The sequence below is a fragment of the Acuticoccus sp. genome, assembly GCF_965213555.1.
In the GTDB taxonomy this organism is placed as follows: Bacteria; Pseudomonadota; Alphaproteobacteria; order Rhizobiales; family Amorphaceae; genus Acuticoccus.
Genome location: NZ_OZ243890.1, coordinates 2,118,439 through 2,139,646, shown reverse-complemented (window position 1 = coordinate 2,139,646; position 21,208 = coordinate 2,118,439). Strand labels below are relative to the sequence as shown.

Here is a 21,208-nt window from a genome sequence, read left to right as displayed (position 1 = left end):
CCTGAGCGCGCCGGCCCCGGCACGGTGGACCACGCACCGGTCTACCGGCGCGAGGTGGTCAAGCGCGCGCTGGAGCACGGCGCCAGCGCGGTGATCCTCGCCCACGACCATCCGTCGGGGGATCCGACGCCGTCCGGAGCCCGACGTCGATGACGAGGAGAATCGTCGAGGCAACGCGCCCGCGCGGGATCGCAGTGCACGATCACCTCGTCATCGACGCCAGCTCAGCGGCCTCATTGCACGCCGAAGGACACCTTTGAGCGCCTGGTTGGCGGAGGGGCGGCCAGCCCTCAAGCCCGGGCGATCTCCTCAACCGTGCCATCCTCGCGGACGAGGCAGGTGGCCCTCCCACCGTCGACGCTGAGCTCCACCGCGTAGGCTCCGGACGGGGTCAGCGTCGAGGCGACGGGCAGGACCTCGCCGGCCGCACCGAGCTCGCTCGCCGCTTGGCTCGCGCACAGGAGCTGCAGGTCGGCCGGTGCGGTGGTGCCGGACTGGCGCACCGAGGCCGCCGGCGGCTCCACCGACGCGACCGGCACATCCGCGGGGCGTGAGGACTGGCACGCTCCGAGCGCACCTCCAAGACCGCACGCCAAGACCGCGAGCGCTGCGCCCCTCGAAACCGTCATGGTTGCCTCCCTCAAACGCCGCGGTAGAGCGCCGCGCCCTGCATCAGGACGATCACCTTCGCGCCGACCTCCACCCGGTCGTAGAGGTCGACGACGTCGTCGTTGTTCATTCGTATGCAGCCCGAGGAGATGTCGAGCCCGATGGACCATGGCTCGTTGGTCCCGTGGATGCGGTAGATCGTGTCGCGGGTGCCCTCGTAGAGGTAGATCGCGCGGGCGCCGAGGGGGTTCTCCGGCCCGCCGGGCATGCCGTTCGCCCACTGGGCAGCCTTCGGATCGCGCTCGACCATCTCCGGTGGCGGGGTCCAGGTCGGCCACTCCTGCTTGCGGCCCACCTGGACGATGCCCGCCCAGCCGAAGCCCTCGCGGCCGACGCCGATGCCGTAGCGGATGGCTTGGAAGCCGCCCAGCACAAAGTACAAGAAGTGCTGGTTGCCGTCGATGACGACCGTCCCCGGCACCTCGGCGGTCCTGAACGTCACCACCTGCCGCGTGAAGTCCGCAGGCACGCTGCCGTGCATGCGATAGTACTGCGCGGCGCGCTGGGGATCGTAGGGCACCCAGGTGCGGGTCTGCGGATCGAAGATCTCCGTCGCTCGCGCTGCGCCCGCGGAGGCGACGCACGCCGCGAGGCCGGCGAGGAACGTGCGGCGCCTCATCGGGTCCACCCGGCGAGCTTGGCCCGGTTCTGGGCGATCCACCCGGCGGCGACCTCGTGGGGCGCACGGCCCTCGACGTGGACCGCGTAGGTCACTCGCTCGGCCTCGGCCTCGGTCAGCTGCACCTTGTCTAGGAAGGCCGCGAGTGCGGGATGATCGAGCGCGAAATCGGTCGCGTAGCCGACGCGGAAGGTGGACGGTTGCCACGCGCTGCCCGCGCGCGACCGGTCGAGCCACGCCGGATCGTCCTCCGCCTGCACGATGTGCCAGGTGGACGGGTCGTGCGCGGGCTCGTCGAGCACGACGACGTCGTGCAGGGCGAACACGTGGTGCGGCGCGTAGCAGTAGAACACGATGGGCGCGCCGGTCGCGGCTGCAACGTCCACCGAGGCCATGGCGAGGTCCTCGGGCATCGTGAGGAGCAGCATCGTCTCGCCGTAGCCGTAGCTCCTCGCACGCACCCTCTCGATGCGGGTCGACGACCACTCCCGGTCGCCGATCCACATCTCGCCCCGGCCGTCGCCGTCCGTGTCGAAGTGCCGTGCCATCGCAGGGTCGGCAAGGTCGGACACTTGGTCGAGCCCGGTCGTCTCCACCGTGGCTTGCGTCGTGCATAGGCTCTGGCGAGCCTCGGTCCCGTTCGGGGCGAGCTGCATGGTGCCCCGCTCGTCGCGGTAGATCTCCACGAAGCGCTGGAGGTTCGGCAGCCAGACCTCGGGGTGAACGTCGACCTCGCCGCGGTCGATGGCATCGAACAGCTCGACCGTGCCGATGGGCCTCAACCGCACCTCGACATCGTAGCGAGCTTCGAGCACCTGCGCGATGATCTGCGCCGTCACACGCGCGGACGGCCAGTTCGGAACGCCGACGATCACGGTGGTGGGCGCCGCCATGGACGCGGAGCAGAGCGCTGTTGCCGCAAGGGTCGCTGCAAGGACGATTCGCAAGTCAATCTCCAGGTTCGACTGCCGAACGGTGCACGACCGTCCGCGAACCGCAACCCTGTGCCTGCCGTCGCGACGGCGTCCTGGCGCTTCGTCAACAGGCGAGCTGTCACCCTTTACGCGGCCGCCCTAATGCAACATATCGAACAAAGGCGGAACCGAGGCAGGCCGATCAGGAAGGCCGCCAACCGAGGACATCATGCCCGGACCCACCGGACGCAAGCGATCGCTGATCGACAAGCTCGCCATCCTCGCCGATGCCGCGAAGTACGATGCGTCCTGCGCCTCGTCCGGGACCGCCAAGCGCAACGCGAAGGCTTCGGGCGGCATCGGCTCCACCGAGGGGTCGGGGATCTGTCACGCCTATGCCCCTGACGGTCGGTGCATCTCGCTCCTCAAGCTCCTCCTCACCAACGCCTGCATCTTCGACTGCGCGTATTGCGTGAACCGCGTGTCGTCCGCCGTGGAGCGGGAGGCGTTCACCCCGCAGGAGGTCGTCGACCTCACGCTGTCGTTCTACCGGCGCAACTACATCGAGGGACTGTTCCTGTCGTCCGGCATCGTGCGCTCGGCCGACCACACCATGGAGCAGCTCGTCGAGGTGGCGCGGACGCTGCGGCAGACCCACTCGTTCCACGGCTACATCCACCTGAAGACGATCCCCGACGCGTCGCCGGAGCTCATCGACGAGGCCGGACGCTGGGCCGACCGGCTGTCCATCAACATCGAGCTGCCCACAGAGACCGGGTTGAGGGCGTTCGCGCCGGAGAAGTCGGCCCGCACCATCAAGGCGTCGATGGCGTCGCTGAAGAACGGCATCGACGCGTCGCGCGAGCGCACGATCCAGCGCAAGTCGAAGCCGGCTCGCTTCGCGCCTGCCGGACAGTCGACGCAGATGATCGTGGGCGCGGACGGCGCGAGCGACCTGTCGATCCTCACGACCAGCCGCAACCTCTACACGGCCTATGACCTGCGCAGGGTCTACTACAGCGCGTTCTCACCGATCCCGGATGCCTCGAGCGCCCTGCCCCCCGCCGCTCCACCCCTCGAACGAGAGCATAGGCTCTACCAGGCGGACTGGCTGACGAGGTTCTACGGGTTCGAGCTCGACGACATCCGCGACGCTGCGCCGACAGGCATGCTTGACCTCGAGATCGACCCCAAGCTCGCTTGGGCGATCGCCCACCGCGAGGCCTTCCCCATCGATCTCAACACCGCGCCCCGCGAGCGGCTGTTGCGCGTGCCTGGCCTCGGCGTGAAGGCGGTGGACGCGGTGGTTCGCACGCGTCGCTACCGGCGCCTCAGGTTCGAGGACCTCGCGCGGCTGACTCCCACCGCCAAGCGCGCCAAGCCCTTCATCGCCCTCGAGGGGTGGCAGCCGGCGCGCCTCCTCGAGGCCGCGGACCTGCGCGATCGCTTCCTCAAGCCAGCGCGTCAGCTCGACCTGTTCGCGGCATGAGGTCGCTTGACGACACGGCGGCGACACGCTGGCGCGTGCGCCTCGCCCACGCCGCGGACTTCGACACCTTCCGGTCGGCCGCCCGACGCCTCGTCGCGGCCGACGTCGCCTCGCGCGACGTGACGTGGTGTGTCGGCGAGGCGGAGCGCGGCCTCTTCGGCATCGGCCGCACGGTGGACGAGCTCCCCGAGCCCTCCCAGGAGGACGCACCGCGGGCGCCCCGTGCGTTCGCCGAGCTCGCCGCGGACGTCGTCTGCCATCGCGCGGCCGACCGCTTCGAGCTCGCGCACCGCATGCTGGAGCGCTTCCGGAGGGAGCCCCACCTCCTGAAGGTCGCCAGCGATCCGGACGTCGCCCGCGCCCATCAGCTCGCCAAGAACGTGCGCCGCTGCTCCCACAAGATGAAGGCGTTCGTGCGCTTCCGCGAGACGACGGACGCGGACGGTGTCGCCCGCTACGTCGCCTGGTTCGAGCCCGAGCACCACACGCTCGACCGGACGGCGCCGTTCTTCATGCGCCGCTTCCCCGAGATGCGCTGGTCGATCCTGACCCCGGAGCGCTCGGCGCACTGGGACGGCGCGACGCTCGTCCTCGGCGACGGTGCCTCGCGCGACGTGGCGCCCGAAGGCGACGTCAATGAAGAGCTTTGGCGCACCTACTTCGGCGCCATCTTCAACCCAGCGCGGCTGAAGGTGAAGGCGATGCAGGCCGAGATGCCGAAGCGCTACTGGAAGAACATGCCGGAGGCCGAGCTCATCGAGCCGCTCATCCACACTGCGGTGCGTCGCACGTCCGGCATGATCGCGGCGCCCGGCAACGCGCCGGCGCGCTCGACCCGGGTCAGCCGGGCCCGACGCGCCGAGGAGGAGGCAGTGGCGACGATGGCCGAGAACATCACGTCGTTGGAGGACCTTGCCACGGCGGCTCGCCACTGTGAGCGCTGCCCGCTCCACGCGCCGGCGACGCAGGTGGTGGTCGGCGAGGGGGCACGCGAGGCGCCGATCATGTTCGTCGGCGAGCAACCCGGCGATCAGGAGGACCTTGCAGGTCGGCCCTTCGTCGGTCCCGCCGGCCAGCTCTTCGACCGCGCGCTCGCCGCCGCCAAGATCGACCGGAAGCGCACCTTCGTGACCAACGCCGTCAAGCACTTCAAGTTCGAGCCGCGCGGCAAGCGTCGCATCCACCAGAAGCCGAACAACGCGGAGATCGAGGCGTGCCGCTTCTGGCTCGCCCAGGAGCGCGCCCTCGTCACGCCACGCATGACGGTGGCGCTCGGCGCGACCGCGGCCCGGGCGCTGGCCGGTCGCACGCTTACCATCAGCCGGGTGCGCGGCGAGCCGCTGGAGTGGCCGGACGGCAGCCAGGGGTTCGTTACGGTCCACCCCTCCTACCTCCTGCGCCTGCCGGACGAGACCGCCAAGCGCATGGAGTTCGACCGCTTCGTCGGCGACCTCGAGCGGCTCCGCGAGCTGTTGCCCGACGTGGGGATTGCAGCCTAGCGTCATGGCGAATCAAGGCAACACAACCTTTAAGCATTAACGATATGCGACCATCGGCACTACTGTTCATTGAGGGTTTTGCCCCGCTGCGTTAGGACATAAGGCCTCAGCCGGTAAGGCGAATTTCCGGGACCTTCCATGCGCACGGTGCTCGTCCTCCTCGTCGCGGTCCTGTTCGTCTCGGAGGCAGAAGCACAATCCTGCGCGAGTCTGCGCAATCAACTCGCCGCCGCGCAGAGCAGCGGCGGCGGCGCGCAGGCGGCGCACCTGCGGGGGCGGCACCGGGCGTTCGGCTGCCACCGCGTCAGCGGGTACGGCCGTCACCGGGCTTGCACCGGGATCGAGGCCGAGATGCGTCGGCTGCGCGGAGGCGGCCAGGTCGCTGCCCTGCAGCGTCGGGTCGCTGCCGCGTGCGCGCCGCGGCGGATCGAGCCGAGGGAGGCGACCCGCGAGCCGGCGCGCCGGCGTGCCACCACGATGATCGGCGGCCGTGTCGTCCACGGCGCGACCGCCGACAGCTACCTCGACCGGTCCGCCGGACGCCGGCGCGGCGGCAACTTCTTCTCGCGCATCTTCGGCGAGGCAGAGCGCGAGCCGGTGCAGACCGCCCGCATCGACCCCAACGTCGAGCGCTTGGACCTCAACGAGCCACGCTCGCGCAGGTCCCGTGGTGAGGCCAAGGCGATCCGCGCCACCCGCTCGGCCGAACGCCCGAAGGGGTACACACGCGAGGGCTCCCAGCGCACCGTCTGCGTGCGGCTGTGCGACGGCTTCTACTTCCCGATCAACAGCCGGTCCCACTCCGACAACTTCTACGACGAGCTTGCCATGTGCGTCGGCCGTTGTCCCTCGGCGGACGTGTCGCTCTACACGCACCACGCCTCGAACCCGGTGGAGAGCATGCGCTCCACGATGACCGGGGAGAGCTACGTCGACCTTCCCACGGCGTTCGCCTACCGCAAGCGGGCGCTGCCGAACTGTGCCTGTCAGCCGCAGTCGCTGGCCGTCGACACGACCGCCGAGGCTGCCCTTGCCCGGCTTGGCAAGACCGGTGAGCGCCAGGTGGCAAGCGCCGAGCCATCGTTCGTGCCGTCACCAGGCGCTGCGTCGTGGACCCCGTTGAGCGCCGTGTACGATGAGACGGGCAAGCCCCTCGACCCCCTCAGGACCGATCGCACGAGCCGGCCGGACCGGCCCACCGCAGGTCCGCTGCCCGCGCGGCCCCTATCCCGCCCGTCCGGGGTCGACCTGGCGCTCGCCGATGCGGACGAGGTGCGCGAGGTCGGCCCGCAGTTCTTCTCCGACGTGACGCTCGGGGAGGGACCACCTCCGCCGGCGGACCGCTCCCTGGGAACGACCACCGCCGTGACGGTCGTTCCCCTCGCTGCTTCGGCACGTTCGGTGCCGGACGATGCGCCGGCCGCTGCAGCGAGCACGACGCTGCGGCAGGAGGCCGTCGTGCCGATCTGGTTCTCGACGGACGGTTGACCGCGGTCGAACCTAAGTCGCTGCTTTCCGCGTGTGCGAGCGGCGCATCGCCCTGCGCTCGTCGGTCCATCGGTAAGGTGAGGGCCGTCGAAGTCCGCGAGCTGGCGCGCGCAAGCCTGCGGCAAGCAAGGCACGCTACATCCGCGTGAAGCAGGTTGGTCGGGCCAGCGCCCACCCTCGCGCGATGCGCGGGAGCCAAAGGCATGATGCCGCCCTGCGCGAGCCGACCATCGGCATGTCTTTCGCAACCCTTCGGAGGAAAGACGATGACGAGCCTTCTCACCAACACCGCGGCGATGGTCGCGCTGCAGACGCTGAGCCAGATCAACCACTCGCTCAACGAGACGAACAACCGCGTCTCCACCGGCCTGCGCATCGCCCAGGCGTCCGACAGCGCGGCCTACTGGGCGATCGCGACGACCACCGAGTCCGACAACGGCGCGCTCTCGGCGGTCAAGGACGCCCTGTCCATCGGCAAGTCCACGCTCGACGTCATGTACAACGGCCTCGATGCGACCCGCGACAGCCTTCAGAAGATGAAGAACCTGCTCATCGCGGCGCGTCAGCCGGGCGTCGACCGCGGCAACATCCAGGCCGAGATCGACGGGCTGATCACCGACATGGTGAACAAGGCGTCCGCCTCGGTGATCAACGAGCAGAACTTCCTGTCCGTTGACACCGACGCCACCGGCTACAACGCCACGAAGTCGATCGTCGCGTCGTTCGAGCGCTCCTCGACCGGCATCGCGATCTCCACGATCGACCTCGACACCACCAACCTGATCCTCGTCGACGCCGATAGCGCTGACGACGGTCACAACGGCCTCCTCGACAAGGCCCGCGCCGGCCTCACCGCGACGACCGACGACGGTGGCGAAGTTCGCAACGGCATCCTCGCCCTGCGCTCCTATGACGACGACATTAACCCACCCGACGCGATGCCCGTCGGCGACCTGACCGACTCGGTGACCGACCTTGCGGCCCTCGAGGCGATGATCGGCGGCGTGGACGCCGTGCTGACGGACGTGATCGCCGCCCAGAACCAGGTCGGCGTCAACCTCGCCCGCGCAGAGTCGCAGCACAGCTTCATCTCCGCGCTGATGGACGCCAACGCCCGGGCGATCGGCGCGCTGGTCGACGCCAACATGGAGGAGGAGTCCACCAAGCTGCGCGCGCTGCAGACCCAGCAGCAGCTCTCGGTGGAGTCGCTGTCCATCGCCAACGCCTCGGCGCAGAACATCCTCGCGCTCTTCCGCTAAGCCGACGGACGCCTCGAGGCTGAGGACAGCGCCCATCCCAGGGGCCTGAGACGGTCGGGACGGCATCAGCCGACCGCTCCTTAGCCTTCGACGCCCCAACCGATGGGTCCGTGCGGGGGGTCGCGCAGTCGCGCGACCCCCTCTCGTTGCCTCTGGGGCCGGCGGTCGCACGACGACGTTCAAGCGATCGTAGGCTCGGACGGCTTCGCCTTGAGCAACGTCCGTTCGCGATCCTGCGAGGACGACCCATGGGGCAGGTTGGTCGGATCCACCCCAAGACGCGCGAGACCCCCGTCCCACGCGCCGACCAAAGGCATGACGCCGCCCTGCCTCCGCCGATCATCGGCATGGTGTTCAACAGTACACATGGAAAAACGATGACGAGCCTTCTCACCAACACCGCAGCGATGGTCGCGCTGCAGACGCTCAGCCAGATCAACCACTCGCTGAACGAGACGAACAACCGCGTCTCCACCGGCCTGCGCATCTCACAGGCGTCCGACAGCGCCGCCTACTGGGCGATCGCGACGACCACCCAGTCCGACAACGGCGCGCTCTCGGCGGTCAAGGACGCCCTGTCCATCGGCAAGTCGACGCTCGACGTCGCCTACAACGGCCTCGACGCGACCCGCGACAGCCTGCAGAAGCTGAAGGAGCTGCTCCTCGCCGCCCGTCAGCCGGGCGTCGACCGTGTCAACATCCAGGCCGAGATCGACGGCCTGATCACCGACATGGAGAACAAGGCTTCGGCCTCGGTGATCAACGGGCAGAACTTCCTGTCCGTCGACACCGACGCCCCAGACTTCAGCGCGACGAAGTCGATCGTCGCGTCGTTCGAGCGCTCCTCGACCGGCATCGCGGTCTCGACGATCGACCTCGACATCTGGAGCGTGATGCTCATCGACCCGGGGAGCAGTGACAACGGCCTTCTTGACAAGGGACGGCCCAACATCACAGCGGTGCACACCCACGGTGGTGCGTTCCGCCACGGCATCCTGGCCCTGCGCACCTACGAGGCCTTCAGCACCACCGAGATCATGAGGCCCATCGCCGACCTGACCGACTCGGTGACCGACCTTGCCGACCTCGAGGCGATCATCGGCGACGTGGACGCCGTGCTCTCCGAGGTGATCGCCGCCCAGAACCAGGTCGGCGTCAACCTCGCCCGCGCCGAGTCGCAGCACGGCTTCATCTCCGCGCTGATGGACGCCAACGAGCGGGCGATCGGCGCGCTGGTGGACGCCAACATGGAGGAGGAGTCCACCAGGCTGCGCGCGCTGCAGACCCAGCAGCAGCTCTCGGTGGAGTCGCTGTCCGTCGCCAACGCCTCGGCGCAGAACATCCTCGCACTCTTCCGCTAGAGCGGTTCGAGGTCAGCTGGAATCATAAAAGCCCAAGAGACCGCTCTCAATCGACGAGCTGGCGCATCTTGTTTGGGTTTGAATGAACCCAGGATGTTTTTAGCCGACGGACGCCTCATGGTCTGAGGGCAGCCCGACAGGGGTCGCGCAGTCGCCCAGCCTACCGACTGTTGGACATGTGACGGCCTCGGGGGGCGCACGGACAGCGTTCGCGCGATCGTCGGCTGGCGGATGGCACTGTCGCACCACGTCCCGTCCGCGCTCGTTGGATGACGACCGCATGAAGCAGGTTGGTCGGGTCCCCCCAAGCCGCGCGAGACCCCCGTCCCGCGCGCCGAGCGAAGGCATGACGCCGCCCTGCCTCCGCCGATCATCGGCATGGTGTTCACGAGTACCCAAGGAAAGACGATGACGAGCCTTCTCACCAACACCGCGGCGATGGTCGCGCTGCGGACGCTGAACCGGATCAACCACTCGCTCGACGAGACGAACAACCGCGTCTCCACCGGCCTGCGCATCGCCCAGGCGTCCGACAGCGCCGCCTACTGGGCGATCGCCACGACCACCCAGTCCGACAACGGCGCGCTCTCGGCGGTCAAGGACGCCCTGTCCATCGGCAAGGCGACGCTCGACGTCGCCTACAACGGCCTCGATGCCACCCGCGACAGCCTGCAGAAGCTGAAGGAGCTGCTCATCGCCGCCCGTCAGCCGGGCGTCGACCGCGGCAACATCCAGGCCGAGATCGACGGGCTCATCACCGACATGGAGAACAAGGCCGCCGCGTCGGTGATCAACGGGCAGAACTTCCTGTCCGCCGAGATCGACGACGAGGTCGGTATGACGAAGTCGATCGTGGCCTCCTTCGAGCGCTCCTCGACCGGCATCGCGATATCGACGATCGACCTCGACACCTCGAACCTGTTGCTCTTCGACCTGAGCGGTTCCAACGGTCTTCTCGACAAGGCGCGGCCCAACCTCCCGACGAGGCTCGCCCACGGTGGTACGTTCTACCATGGCATCCTAGCCCTGCGCACCTACGAGGCGTTGAGCACGACCGAGATCAAGAGGCCCGTCGGCGACTTGACCAACTCGGCGGCCCACCTTGCGGCCCTCGAGGCGGGGATCGGCGACGTGGACGCGGTGCTGAGCGAAGTGATCGCCGCCCAGAACCTGGTCGGCGTCAACCTCGCCCGCGCGCAGTCGCAGCACAGCTTCATCTCTGCGCTGATGGACGCCAACGCCCGGGCGATCGGCGCGCTGGTCGACGCCAACATGGAGGAGGAGTCCACCAGGCTGCGCGCGCTGCAGACCCAGCAGCAGCTCTCGGTGGAGTCGCTGTCCGTCGCCAACGCCTCGGCGCAGAACATCCTCGCACTCTTCCGCTAGAGCGGTTACGTCCCGTCCGCGCTCGTTCAACGACGACCGCATGAAGCAGGTTGGTCGGGTCCCCCCAAGCCGCGCGAGACCCCCGTCCCACGCTCACGAGTCCCCAAGGAAAGACGATGACGAGCCTTCGCACCAACACCGCGGCCATGGTCGCGCTGCAGACGCTAAGCCAGATCAACCACTCGCTCAACGAGACGAACAACCGCGTCTCCACCGGCCTGCGCATCGCCCAGGCGTCCGACAGCGCGGCCTACTGGGCGATCGCCACGACCACCCAGTCCGACAACGGCGCGCTCTCGGCGGTCAAGGACGCCCTGTCCATCGGCAAGGCGACGCTCGACGTCGCCTACAACGGCCTCGACGCCACCCGCGACAGCCTGCAGAAGCTGAAGGCGTTGCTCATCTCAGCTCGCCAGCCGGGCGTCGACAGGAGCAACATCCAGGCCGAGATCAACGGCCTCCTCGGCGACATGCAGAACAAGGTCTCTGCCTCGGTATTTAACGGGGAGAACCTCCTGTCCGTCCACGCGCGCGCGACGGACTACAACCCCACGAAGTCGATCGTCGCCTCCTTCGAGCGCTCCTCGACCGGCCTCGCCATCTCAACGATCGACCTCGACGTCTCCGCCATCATGCTGATCGACGCGGCCAACACGCTGAAGGGCATCCTGGATCGCGAGCATGAACTCGACCCCAGCACCAGCCCTTCGCGGATGGCTGAAGTCTCGTCTTCGCCAGCCGCGCCGTCCGGTGCTGCGAGCTTCATCGGCTCGATCACTGACCTCGTCACCCACGCCGGAAGGACCCAGCGACATCCCTCGAACCTTCACGACAACCCGGTCGGCGACCTCACCGACAGCGCCGACGACATGGCGCGGCTCGAGAACATGATCGTCGCTGTCGACCTTACCCTCAACGAGGTCATCACGGGACAGAACCTCGTCGGAGTGAGCCTCGCGCGCGCACAGTCGCAGCACAACTTCATCTCCACGCTGATCGACGCCAACGCGCGGGCGATCGGCGCGCTGGTCGACGCCAACATGGAGGAGGAGTCCACCAGGTTGCGCGCGCTGCAGACCCAGCAGCAGCTCTCGGTGGAGTCGCTGTCCGTCGCCAACGCCTCGGCGCAAAACATCCTCGCGCTGTTCCGCTAAGCGCGGACGGGGGATGACTGGGGGTCCACCCCTGAGCAGCCCCGCTCCCGGTGCGGCACGAACGAGCAAGGCAACCCGCCCACTGACCGTCTAACGGGGCGCTTGAGCAGCAAGGTCTGACGTTGCCCCCGGCGCCTGATCCAGGGCGAAGTGGAGTTCGGCCCAGAGAGGACCGAACGCATGAAGCGCAGCAGGTTCACGCAAGAGCGGATCATCGGCGTGCTGAAGGAGCGTGCGGCGGGAGCGAAGGTCGCCGAGTTGTGCCGCAGTCACGGCATGAGCGATGCGACGTTCGACGCCTGGAAGTCGAAGTACGGCGGGATGGACGTGAGCGAGGCGAAGCGGCTGCGCGGGCTCGAGGAGGAGAACGCGAAGCTGAAGCGGCTGCTCGCCGAAGCGATGCTCGACAACTCGGCGCTGAAGGATCTCTTGGGAAAAAGATGGTGACGCCCGCTGCGAAGCGAGAGGCTGTCGCGCATCTTCGAGCGACGTTCAAGATGAGCGAGCGGCGGGCGTGCACGGTGGTCGGCGCGAGCCGGATGACGGTCCGTTACCGTTCGGTGCGGCGGCCCGACGGTCAGCTGCGCGAACGGTTGAGAGCGCTGGCGCACGAGCGACGGCGGTTCGGCTATCGGCGGCTGCACGTGCTGCTGCGGCGCGAAGGCTATGCCTTGAACCACAAGCGCCTCTTCCGGCTTGACCGCGAGGGAACGCCTCACGGTGCGCAAGCGCGGCGGTCGCAAGAGGGCAGTCGGGACGCGAGCCCCGCTCGCCGTGCCGCTCCGGCCGAACGAGCGCTGGTCGCTCGACTTTGTGTCCGACCAGCTCGCCTGCGGCAGGCGCCTGTGCATCCTGACCGTCGTCGACGATCGCGCCCGCGAGTGCCTGGCGCTGGTCGCCGACACCTCGCTTTGCGGCGTGCGGGTTGCCCGCGAGCTCGACCGGCTCGTTGCCGAACGCGGCCGGCCGACGACGATCGTCAGCGACAACGGCACCGAGCTGACCGCGAACGCGATCCTCTCACGGGCCGACGAGCGTCGGGTCGCCTGGCACTGCATTGCGCCCGGAAAGCCGATCCAGAACGCCTTCATCGAGAGCTTCAACGGCCGCCTGCGAGACGAGCTCTTGAACGAGGGCCTGTTCCGCTCGCTCCCCCATGCCCGTGCTGTGCTGGCTGCGTGGCGCGCCGACTACAACACGACGCGGCCGCATTCGCGTCTCGGCTGGCTCACCCCGAACGACTACGCCGCAGCAATCCTGCGCCCGCGTCGCTCTCACGACCTGTCCAACCTCGACAGGTTTGCCCCGCCTACCGACGTTAACCGCCGAATTCCAGGCGCCGCTGGATAGAAGTTGGGGGCAACGTCAGGTCCGCCAAAGCCACACCAGCTACACCAAAGCACGCAGGTTGGCCGGGCACGCGCCCGCCGCGGCAGGCCCATCGAGGCCGTCACGGACCGCCAAAGGCATGATGCCGCCCTGCGCGAGCCGACCATCGGCATGTCTTTCGCAACCCTTCAGAGGAAAGACGATGACGAGCCTTCTCACCAACACCGCGGCGATGGTCGCGCTGCAGACGCTGAGCCAGATCAACCACTCGCTCAACGAGACGAACAACCGCGTCTCCACCGGCCTGCGCATCGCCCAGGCGTCCGACAGCGCGGCCTACTGGGCCATCGCGACGACCACCGAGTCCGACAACGGCGCGCTCTCGGCGGTCAAGGACGCCCTGTCCATCGGCAAGTCGACGCTCGACGTCGCCTACAACGGCCTCGACGCCACCCGCGACAGCCTTCAGAAGATGAAGGAGCTTCTCGTCGCGGCGCGTCAGCCGGGCGTCGACCGCACCAACATCCAGGCCGAGATCGCCGGCCTGCAGACCGACATGGTGAACAAGGCGTCGGCCTCGGTCATCAACGAGCAGAACTTCCTCGCGGTCGACACGAGCGCCCCCGGCTACAACGCCACGAAGTCGGTCGTGGCCTCCTTCGAGCGCTCCTCGACCGGCATCGCGATCTCGACGATCGATCTCGACCTCACCAACCTCGTGCTGACCGATGCCCACGGCACAACGGCGTCGAAGACCGGCATCCTCGACAAGCAGCGCGAGGTCAGCCCGCTCGACCTCGGTGCCGACGGCGTCGCCGGGGGCACGGGTGCCGATGCCGACACCCCTGCAATAAACGCAAGCATCCTCGACATCGAAGTCGGCGCCCTGGGCGACAGCCAGGCCGAGCTCAAGGTGCTCGAGAAGTTCATCGAGCTCGTCGACGAGGCGCTCACCGAGGTGGTGACCGCCCAGAACGTCGTCGGCGTCAACGTTGCCCGCGCGGAGTCGCAGCACAGCTTCATCTCCGCGCTGATGGACGCCAACGCCCGGGCGATCGGTGCGCTGGTCGACGCCAACATGGAGGAGGAGTCCACCAAGCTGCGCGCGCTGCAGACCCAGCAGCAGCTCTCGGTGGAGTCGCTGTCCATCGCCAACGCCTCGGCGCAGAACATCCTCGCGCTCTTCCGCTAGAGCATCCTGGGTCCTTCGGGGCCCGACTGGATGCCCTAGCTCGTTCGTTGAGGGCGGTCTTCTTGGGGTTGGCTGGTCCCAACCAACCCCAAACCGCCCTAGGCGCCCGGGCGCTCGATCTGCCGAGTTGCGAGCCGCGCCCCAAGGGCGCGGCTTGTCGCGTTTCGGCGCAGCGCGCGCTGCGCCCCTGCGAGACCCGACGCCTCCTGTGGCGGCGGTCCCGCGATCGCCCCCGCGACTGGGACCGCACGCGTCTCACCGATGCCACAGGGTGTCCCACCGCGCTTTCAGCCATCCACAAGCGCACCCGCGCAAGTCACGGCACAGCGTGATCGGCGACGGTTCTCCAACGGGGAGCGGTGACGCCGTCGTCGGTCCCGCGCCAAAGTCCCACCGTCTTGCCATGAGGAGGGCCGATGACCGGCCGCGAACACGTCGAGCGGGTCCTGTCCAACCTTCGCGAGTTGGGCCCCCGCCGCCTCACCGCGCTCGCTGCCATCGCCGTCGCGACGCTGGTCGCCGTCGGCCTCGGCGCGAGCTACCTCGCGCAGCCCGCCCGCGAGGTGCTCTACACCGGCCTCGACCGGGAGGACGTCACGCGCATCGGCAACGTCCTGTCCGATGCCAAGATCGCCTACGACGTCTCCGCCGACGGGACGTCGGTCCTGGTGAACCACGCGGACACCGCTCCGGCGCGGATGCTGCTCGCCGAGAACGGCTTGCCGCGCTCGCCCAACGCCGGGTACGAGCTGTTCGACGAGATGAGCTCGTTCGGCCTCACCTCCTTCATGCAGGAGGTCACGCGCGTGCGAGCGCTGGAGGGCGAGCTCGCCCGCACCATCCAGGAGATGCAGGGCATCTCCGCCGCGCGCGTCCACCTCGTGTTGTCCGACCGCGGCTCGTTCCGGCGCCAGCAGCAGCCAGCGTCCGCCTCGGTGGTGATCCGCACCGACGGGGCCGAAGGCGATGCGTCCGCGGACGCGATCCGCTACCTCGTGGCCGGCGCCATCCCTGCGATGGAGATCGGTTCGGTCACGGTTCTGGACACGAACGGCGCGGTCCTCGCCTCGGGCGACGACCCTGCCAACCAATCCACTGGCCGGCTCGCTCGCCTTCAGAAGGAGACGAACGAGGGTCTGGAGGAGCAGATCCGAAAGACCCTCGTCCCCTTCCTCGGCGTGCAGAACTTCACGGTCAGCGTCACCTCACGGCTCAACATCGACAAGACCCGCGAGAACGAGACGATCTTCGATCCGGAGAGCCGCGTGGAGCGCTCGGTCCGCACCGTCCGCGAGGAGCAGTCGGCGCGCAACCGCAACGTCGACGAGCCGGTGACCGTGCAGCAGAACGTGCCGCAGGAGGAGCTGCCCACCGCCGGCGGCGCCGACGCCACCGAGGACCAGGAGCGCCGCGAGGAGCTCACCAACTACGAGATCTCCACGCGGGTGGTCGAGCGGGTTCGGGATGGCTTTGCCATCGAGAAGTTGTCCGTCGCGGTCCTCGTCAACCAAGACCGCCTCGTCGCCAACGCTGAGAACCCGAACGGCCCCCCCGTTGAGGCCCAGATCGCCGACATCGAGGCGCTCGTCCAGACGGCGGCGGGCCTCTCCACGGATCGCGGCGACGACCTCAAGGTGGCGACGATCCCATTCGCGCCGGAGCGCGATCTGCTCAGCCCCGTCGAGGCGGAGGGCTTCCTGTCCGTCGTCACGCGCCAACTCGGCACGGTGGTCAACGCCGCGATCATCCTCGTCGTCGCTGTTCTCCTGATCTGGTTCGGCCTGCGTCCGGCGATCCGCGCGCTGACCACGCCGCCCGCTGATCAGACGATGTCCGAGCTCATCGAGGCGAAGGACGGGGTGTCTGGCGCGAGCACGGCCGTCGGGGCGCCCGAAAAGGAGCGCAACTTCATCGAGGACCTCAAGGCGAACATGCACAAGACGCCGCAGGCGCGCCTGGAGCAGGTCGTTGAGTACGACGCATTGCGTGCGGCCAAGCTCCTAAAGCAGTGGCTGCTGCAGGCCGAGCACGCGTGATGCGCTCCTTCGCCGACACGTTGCCGACGCTGCGCGAGGGCGCCGCCTCGGTCTCTCCGACCCTTGGGACGGACGAACGCTTCGACCCGAACGTGATCGTGCGCGTCCTCAACGCGCCGGAGGCGACCGTCCGCGCGGCCGCGACGCTCGACCTTGCGGGTCCGCTTCCGGCAGCCCCTGCCGAGACGGGAGCCCGCGGCTTGGTGCCACCGTTCGTCCGCGCCGCTGCCAAGGCCAGCGCGCGCCCCTCGCCGATCCCGCCGCTCGACGGCCCTGCAGAACGCCTCGAGGACCGGATCGAGGCCGCCGTCGCACAGGCACGCAGCGAGGCGAAGGCGGCGCAGGCGGCCGCCGTCGAACGGGCGCGGGCCGAGGAGCGTGCGGCCGCCCAGCAGGCCCTCGCAGCCGCGCGGCGGACGTGGTGCGAGGAGGAAGGGAGCGCCTTCCGCGAGCGCTGCGTCGCTGGTTTTGAGGCCCTGCACGATCGCCTCTCGCACGCCTTCGCCCGCGCGCTGACACCGGTCTTCGATGCGGCGATCCGGGACGTCGCAGTGCGCGCGTTCTCTGAGACCCTGCAGCAGATCGCCGGGCCTACCGCATGGCAGGCGTGCCTCACGGTGCGCGGGCCGGCCGACCTGATCGACGCGCTGCGGCAAGCCTCGGGCGACCTCACCGTTGCATTCGAGGTGAACGAGGCTGCGACCGAACTCGCCGTCACTGTGGACGAGACCCTTCTCGAGACCGCGGTCGCCACCTGGACGCGGACGCTCGCCAACACGATGGGGCTGGACGATGACGGACACGAGTAGCGAGATCATCATCCTGAAGCGCGTCGAGGAGGTCGCCGAAGCCAAGAAGGGCGGCGTGTGGAAGATCGCTCACGCCGACTTCATGACGGCGATGATGGCCTTCTTCCTCATCATGTGGCTGGTCAACGCGACGGACGAGGAGATCAAGAAGTCCATCGCGAACTACTTCAACCCGATGAACCTGATGGACGCGCCGACCGACGTGAGGGGCCTCGCCGACCCCACGCGCGACATGCGGCCGCCGGCATCGGGCGACACCCCAGGCCATGCCGTCGGCAACCACACGACAGCAGCGAACAGCATGGGCGAAGGCGGCGCGGCCACCGGGGGCGGCAACGCCGAAGTTGGCGACCAGAACCGCATGGACTCAGCTGGCCTCCTCAACGAGACGGATGGCGCCGTGTTCCACGATCCCTACGCCACGCTCGCCTCCGCCGACATCGACGTCGACCCCGAGGACCCTGTCGCCGTCGACGTTCCCCAGACAAGCATCGGTGATGCGGGACACACCAAGCCCACGGACGAGCCGCGCGACCCCTTCGACCCGGCCTACTGGCAGACGACGTCCGAGCGGGCTTCGCAGTCGCTGCAGCCGGGCTCGATCGCGACCGCGCAGGCCGAGCCGGATCCGGCGCTTTTCGACGCCGCTGACCGCGTACCGACCGCCGCCTCGCCTGCGCCGGCGGGAGCGAGGAACGTCGCCATGGCCGCGCATGGGCCAGACGCTGCAAGCGAACCGCTGGTCGCCGGTGGCCGGAACGCACTGCGCCCCGACGTGGTCGCCCAGCAGGAGGCGCCGGCGCAACCAGCGGCGGTCGTCGCGCCCCGCTCCGCACTCGCCGAGGCGGTGCTTGCCGCCTACGGCGACGACCGGGCCGCGGCCGACGGCAGGACAGACGAGGGGAACGCGGATGGAAACGTCGCGACGGCGCGCAAGGAGGCGGTCGACCGCGCGGCGGCGGTGATCGCCGGCGAGCTCGCTGAGGTCGCCGCGGACGTCGCGGTCGTCGCCGGCGAGCGAAGCGTTCTGATCGCGCTCACCGACGACACCGCATTCTCGATGTTCCCGATCGGCTCAGCCGAGCCGACGGCGGCGGCCATCGGCCTGTTCGGACGCGTCGCCGACGCGCTGGCGGACCGCGACGGACGCATCGTCGTTCGCGGACACACCGACGCCCGCCAGTTCGCCGCCGGCTCGTCCGACAACTGGGTCCTGTCCTTCGAGCGCGCCCATGCGACGAAGGCAGCGCTCGTCGCGCGTGGGGTGGCGGAGCGCCGCATCGCGCGCGTCGAGGGCCTTGCCGACCGCGAGCCGACCGTGCCCGAGGACCCCTACGCGGACGAGAACCGGCGGATCGAGATCCTCTACGAGCCGTCGACGGAGGTGACCCCATGACCGCGTCCGTAAGGTCCGCGGCGTGCTTGGCTGGTGTGGTGTGCGTTTGGCTGGCGTCCGTCTCAGAACCGGCGGCCGAGCCTCGGGATCTTCTGCGATCATCCGACGCGGCTCGGGCGGAGGTCGCCAGCCGACAGCCAGCGCCAAGGTTCGACGGCGCCTCGGCCAGGGCAGCTGCGTTGGAGACGGCACAGCTCCTCGGCGAGGCGGCGCGGCGGCAGGGCCGAAGGCCGCTTGCGTCAGGCGTCGAGTTCGAGCCCCAGTTCAAGATGCGCGCCGAGACGAGCGGTGGACGCATCAACCCCACGCCCCGCCGACGGCCGACGAGGTCCGGGCTGGCGGGGCAGGCGTCGATGGATCGTTCAACCTCGCGCGAGGCGCTCGATCCGGATTCGACGCTCGTCGCGCCAGGCACGGAAGCCGCGGCGAAGCCTTCGGAAGGGGAGCGGCAGCCATCGGCCGTGACACCGACGGCGGTTCCAGCGCAGGACCGAGCCTCCGGGACATCCGACCCCTCGGCGGCGAGCAACGCGCGCTTGTCCGGTCCAAGTTCGCCCCCATCGACGGACCGGCTTCGGGGACCCATCGCTCCGGTGCCGGTCCCGCGGGCCTCGCCGCCGGATGCCGGTGCGCTAGGATCGACGTCGCAGTCCGAGCGGAACGACGCGACGGCGTCCCACATCGGGGCGCCCTCCCCCGTGGTCGCCAAGGTGCCGGTCCGGAGCGACGTCCCGCGTCGTCATCCGCGTCGCGTCGCGGAGGGTGGCCGGACGACAACCTCGTCAGCGGAGACGTCTCGCCCACCGGAACGGGACATCCCTGCTCCCGGCCCCTCGAACACCCCGCAGCCCGACGACCTCGCAGGACCGCCGTCGGCCAGCGGCGAGGATCCGCCGCTCGTCGAACCGAAGGTGCAAGCAGGCGGTGGGCGAGCACCGGCCGCCGCCGGGCCGGTCGCGTCTCCTCACGGATCGCAACCCTTCCAGCTCGTTCGCATGCTGAGCGCCTTGCAGGACGACATCGCTCGCGGCTCGTCGACCGCGCTGGCAGCGCAGGGGGTTCTGCAACGCAGGATCGCCGAGCGCTTCCGCGCTGCACCGCCAGAGGCGTGGGCCGAACCGGCAAACGCACGCGCGCTCATCACCTACGCGCTGTCGGGCGGCGATCCGACGGTGATGCGCGACGTGCTTCGTGACGCCGAGCTTCCAGAGCGGGACGCGACGCTCGCAGCCGGCGCCCTCGCCTACCTCGAGGGACGCGCCGAGGACGCCCGCCGCCACTTCGCCGAGGTGGACGACGAGCGCATCGATCCCAGCGTCCGCGGTGCCGTGAACCTTGCTCGATCGGCGCTCTTCGTCGCCGACGACCCCAAGGCTGCCGAGCGCTTCCTTACGGCAGCACGGCTTGGTGCGCCTGGCACGCTGGTCGAGGAGGCCGCGCTGCGCCGTGCCGTCCTCGTGGCGGCGGAGGCGGACGACCTTCCCACCTTCGAGGCGATGGTCAGCCGCTACCTGCGCAAGTACCGGACGTCGGTGTACGCGGGGAACTTCCGCCAGCGCCTCGCGGCCGCGCTGACCAGGATGTCCTTCATCGACGAGCCTGCCACCGCTGCGCAGTTGGAGCGCCTGTTGGAGCCGATGACGCCTGGTGGACGCCAGGAGCTCTACCTCCTGCTGGCACGCGCCGCCGTCGAGAACGGCAACCACGTTGCAGCGCGCGATGCCGCGGTCAAGGTGCGCGCGACCGCAAGCCCAGGCACGCTCGACCACCGGCGTGCCCGGCTCTACGAGGCCGCTGCCCAGGTCGTCGACCCAGAGGGCTCGGAAGCGGCCGTCGCAACGCTCGAAGCGCTCTCGGAGGAGGCCCTGCCGCAGGACGATGAGGAGCTTCTCGCGGCCGCGCTGCAACTCGCCGACACGGTCATCAGGTTGCCACCCGTCGACCGAGGCGCTGTGGGCGAGGTCGCACTGGCCCGCCTCGAGGAGGTCCGTCCAGCGTCGGACACCGAGGCTGCACACGCTGCCGGAGATGGCGTCGATCGACCACTCCAGCCTCCCCCTGCGAGCGCGCGCGAGGGAACGCCGCTCCCCATCGCGGACCAAGCGAGCCACGCCGAGGCGGCCGAAGCCGGTCCCCTCGAGATCGAGCGTCGCGTTGCCGCCGCCATCGCCGACATCGATGCACTCTTGGAGGCCGCCCAATGACCCGCATCGTCCCGCAACCGGCTCCGAAGGGCCCACAAGGCGCCCCGGCAACGCTCGCGCCTGCGAGGCCCGCTGAAGGGCTCGTCGCAGGGTTTGCCATGGCGCTCGACGAGCTCCTCGACGGATCCGCGCGTCGCGCAGACCAACGCGTCCAGCATCTTGCGACCACACCCGAGGGGCACCGGCCGCAGGGCGAAGGGCCCCGAGCGGAGGAGGGTTTGCGGAGCGCGCCGAACCGCGGCAGTGGCGGTGGCGGTGGCGGCGACCTTCGATCGCTACTCGCCGGCGAGCGTCCAGCCCCTGCCCCTTGCGGGGACGGGGACGGCGCAGCGCCGGCGTCCCCGGCCCGCGCGTTGGCCCTTGGACCTGCAGGGCCTCCGAACGGTGCGTCCGCGCCCTTGGAA

At 69.3% G+C, this 21,208-nt stretch carries 15 protein-coding genes and 2 pseudogenes; 14 read left to right on the top strand and 3 right to left on the bottom strand.

Annotated elements, in window-relative coordinates:
• Nucleotides 1–3 precede the first annotated feature (3 nt).
• Nucleotides 4–260, top strand: a pseudogene (locus ACOOE8_RS10130) (JAB domain-containing protein); the annotation flags it as partial.
• A 30-nt stretch (nucleotides 261–290) separates the two neighbouring features.
• On the opposite strand, the gene ACOOE8_RS10125 reads toward ACOOE8_RS10130, so the two are convergent.
• The 3 genes from ACOOE8_RS10125 to ACOOE8_RS10115 are packed head-to-tail and all read right to left on the bottom strand — an operon-like array spanning nucleotide 291 to nucleotide 2,235.
• Complete coding sequence (locus ACOOE8_RS10125) at nucleotides 291–629, bottom strand: hypothetical protein (protein ID WP_420391357.1); 339 nt, start codon at nucleotides 627–629, stop codon at nucleotides 291–293.
• An 11-nt stretch (nucleotides 630–640) separates the two neighbouring features.
• Nucleotides 641–1,288 (bottom strand): L,D-transpeptidase, encoded by a 648-nt coding sequence (locus ACOOE8_RS10120; RefSeq protein WP_420391356.1) that lies wholly within the window; start codon nucleotides 1,286–1,288, stop codon nucleotides 641–643.
• Nucleotides 1,285–2,235, bottom strand: a complete 951-nt coding sequence (locus ACOOE8_RS10115) for a glycine betaine ABC transporter substrate-binding protein (protein ID WP_420391355.1) — start codon at nucleotides 2,233–2,235, stop codon at nucleotides 1,285–1,287. The genes ACOOE8_RS10120 and ACOOE8_RS10115 overlap by 4 nt, the downstream gene beginning before the upstream one ends.
• A gap of 196 nt (nucleotides 2,236–2,431) precedes the next feature.
• Here ACOOE8_RS10115 and ACOOE8_RS10110 point away from each other — a divergent pair, with 196 nt between their 5' ends.
• From ACOOE8_RS10110 to ACOOE8_RS10050, 13 genes and pseudogenes are all read left to right on the top strand, one after another.
• Nucleotides 2,432–3,691, top strand: a complete 1,260-nt coding sequence (locus tag ACOOE8_RS10110; protein ID WP_420391354.1) for a putative DNA modification/repair radical SAM protein — start codon at nucleotides 2,432–2,434, stop codon at nucleotides 3,689–3,691.
• The gene (locus ACOOE8_RS10105) at nucleotides 3,688–5,190 is read left to right on the top strand and encodes a UdgX family uracil-DNA binding protein (RefSeq protein WP_420391353.1); all 1,503 of its coding nucleotides are present in this window, start codon (nucleotides 3,688–3,690) and stop codon (nucleotides 5,188–5,190) included. The genes ACOOE8_RS10110 and ACOOE8_RS10105 overlap by 4 nt, the downstream gene beginning before the upstream one ends.
• Nucleotides 5,191–5,328: 138 nt before the next feature.
• Nucleotides 5,329–6,678 (top strand): DUF2865 domain-containing protein, encoded by a 1,350-nt coding sequence (locus ACOOE8_RS10100; protein WP_420391352.1) that lies wholly within the window; start codon nucleotides 5,329–5,331, stop codon nucleotides 6,676–6,678.
• Nucleotides 6,679–6,944: 266 nt separating this feature from the next.
• Nucleotides 6,945–7,937: a flagellin gene (locus ACOOE8_RS10095; protein WP_420391351.1), complete on the top strand. Its 993-nt coding sequence runs from the start codon at nucleotides 6,945–6,947 to the stop codon at nucleotides 7,935–7,937.
• A 248-nt stretch (nucleotides 7,938–8,185) separates the two neighbouring features.
• Nucleotides 8,186–9,298 (top strand): flagellin, encoded by a 1,113-nt coding sequence (locus tag ACOOE8_RS10090; RefSeq protein WP_420391350.1) that lies wholly within the window; start codon nucleotides 8,186–8,188, stop codon nucleotides 9,296–9,298.
• A 408-nt stretch (nucleotides 9,299–9,706) separates the two neighbouring features.
• Nucleotides 9,707–10,684, top strand: a complete 978-nt coding sequence (locus ACOOE8_RS10085) for a flagellin (RefSeq protein ID WP_420391349.1) — start codon at nucleotides 9,707–9,709, stop codon at nucleotides 10,682–10,684.
• A 116-nt stretch (nucleotides 10,685–10,800) separates the two neighbouring features.
• A complete protein-coding gene (locus tag ACOOE8_RS10080) occupies nucleotides 10,801–11,838 on the top strand; it encodes a flagellin (protein WP_420391348.1) in 1,038 nt (345 codons plus the stop codon).
• 180 nt (nucleotides 11,839–12,018) lie between these two features.
• Nucleotides 12,019–13,188, top strand: a pseudogene (locus tag ACOOE8_RS10075) (IS3 family transposase).
• 181 nt (nucleotides 13,189–13,369) lie between these two features.
• Nucleotides 13,370–14,359 carry a flagellin gene (locus ACOOE8_RS10070; RefSeq protein ID WP_420391347.1) on the top strand — a complete coding sequence of 330 codons (990 nt, stop codon included), beginning with the start codon at nucleotides 13,370–13,372 and terminating at the stop codon, nucleotides 14,357–14,359.
• A 416-nt stretch (nucleotides 14,360–14,775) separates the two neighbouring features.
• Nucleotides 14,776–16,395 carry a flagellar basal-body MS-ring/collar protein FliF gene (fliF, locus tag ACOOE8_RS10065; protein WP_420391346.1) on the top strand — a complete coding sequence of 540 codons (1,620 nt, stop codon included), beginning with the start codon at nucleotides 14,776–14,778 and terminating at the stop codon, nucleotides 16,393–16,395.
• On the top strand, nucleotides 16,395–17,204 hold the full coding sequence (locus ACOOE8_RS10060) for a hypothetical protein (RefSeq protein ID WP_420391345.1): 810 nt from the start codon (nucleotides 16,395–16,397) through the stop codon (nucleotides 17,202–17,204). The genes fliF and ACOOE8_RS10060 overlap by 1 nt, the downstream gene beginning before the upstream one ends.
• A complete protein-coding gene (locus ACOOE8_RS10055) occupies nucleotides 17,188–18,600 on the top strand; it encodes a flagellar motor protein MotB (RefSeq protein ID WP_420391344.1) in 1,413 nt (470 codons plus the stop codon). Before ACOOE8_RS10060 ends, ACOOE8_RS10055 begins: the two co-directional genes overlap by 17 nt.
• A gap of 995 nt (nucleotides 18,601–19,595) precedes the next feature.
• Complete coding sequence (locus ACOOE8_RS10050; RefSeq protein ID WP_420391343.1) at nucleotides 19,596–20,804, top strand: chemotaxis protein MotC; 1,209 nt, start codon at nucleotides 19,596–19,598, stop codon at nucleotides 20,802–20,804.
• Nucleotides 20,805–21,208: the final 404 nt, after the last annotated feature.

Coding starts and splice junctions, on each gene's coding strand:
- ACOOE8_RS10125 (WP_420391357.1), bottom strand. CDS start 629: ATGACGGTTTCGAGGGGCGCAGCGCTCGCGGTCTTGGCGTGCGGTCTT.
- ACOOE8_RS10120 (WP_420391356.1), bottom strand. CDS start 1,288: ATGAGGCGCCGCACGTTCCTCGCCGGCCTCGCGGCGTGCGTCGCCTCC.
- ACOOE8_RS10110 (WP_420391354.1), top strand. CDS start 2,432: ATGCCCGGACCCACCGGACGCAAGCGATCGCTGATCGACAAGCTCGCC.
- ACOOE8_RS10105 (WP_420391353.1), top strand. CDS start 3,688: ATGAGGTCGCTTGACGACACGGCGGCGACACGCTGGCGCGTGCGCCTC.
- ACOOE8_RS10100 (WP_420391352.1), top strand. CDS start 5,329: ATGCGCACGGTGCTCGTCCTCCTCGTCGCGGTCCTGTTCGTCTCGGAG.
- ACOOE8_RS10095 (WP_420391351.1), top strand. CDS start 6,945: ATGACGAGCCTTCTCACCAACACCGCGGCGATGGTCGCGCTGCAGACG.
- ACOOE8_RS10090 (WP_420391350.1), top strand. CDS start 8,186: ATGGGGCAGGTTGGTCGGATCCACCCCAAGACGCGCGAGACCCCCGTC.
- ACOOE8_RS10085 (WP_420391349.1), top strand. CDS start 9,707: ATGACGAGCCTTCTCACCAACACCGCGGCGATGGTCGCGCTGCGGACG.
- ACOOE8_RS10080 (WP_420391348.1), top strand. CDS start 10,801: ATGACGAGCCTTCGCACCAACACCGCGGCCATGGTCGCGCTGCAGACG.
- ACOOE8_RS10070 (WP_420391347.1), top strand. CDS start 13,370: ATGACGAGCCTTCTCACCAACACCGCGGCGATGGTCGCGCTGCAGACG.
- fliF (WP_420391346.1), top strand. CDS start 14,776: ATGACCGGCCGCGAACACGTCGAGCGGGTCCTGTCCAACCTTCGCGAG.
- ACOOE8_RS10060 (WP_420391345.1), top strand. CDS start 16,395: ATGCGCTCCTTCGCCGACACGTTGCCGACGCTGCGCGAGGGCGCCGCC.
- ACOOE8_RS10055 (WP_420391344.1), top strand. CDS start 17,188: ATGACGGACACGAGTAGCGAGATCATCATCCTGAAGCGCGTCGAGGAG.
- ACOOE8_RS10050 (WP_420391343.1), top strand. CDS start 19,596: ATGCTGAGCGCCTTGCAGGACGACATCGCTCGCGGCTCGTCGACCGCG.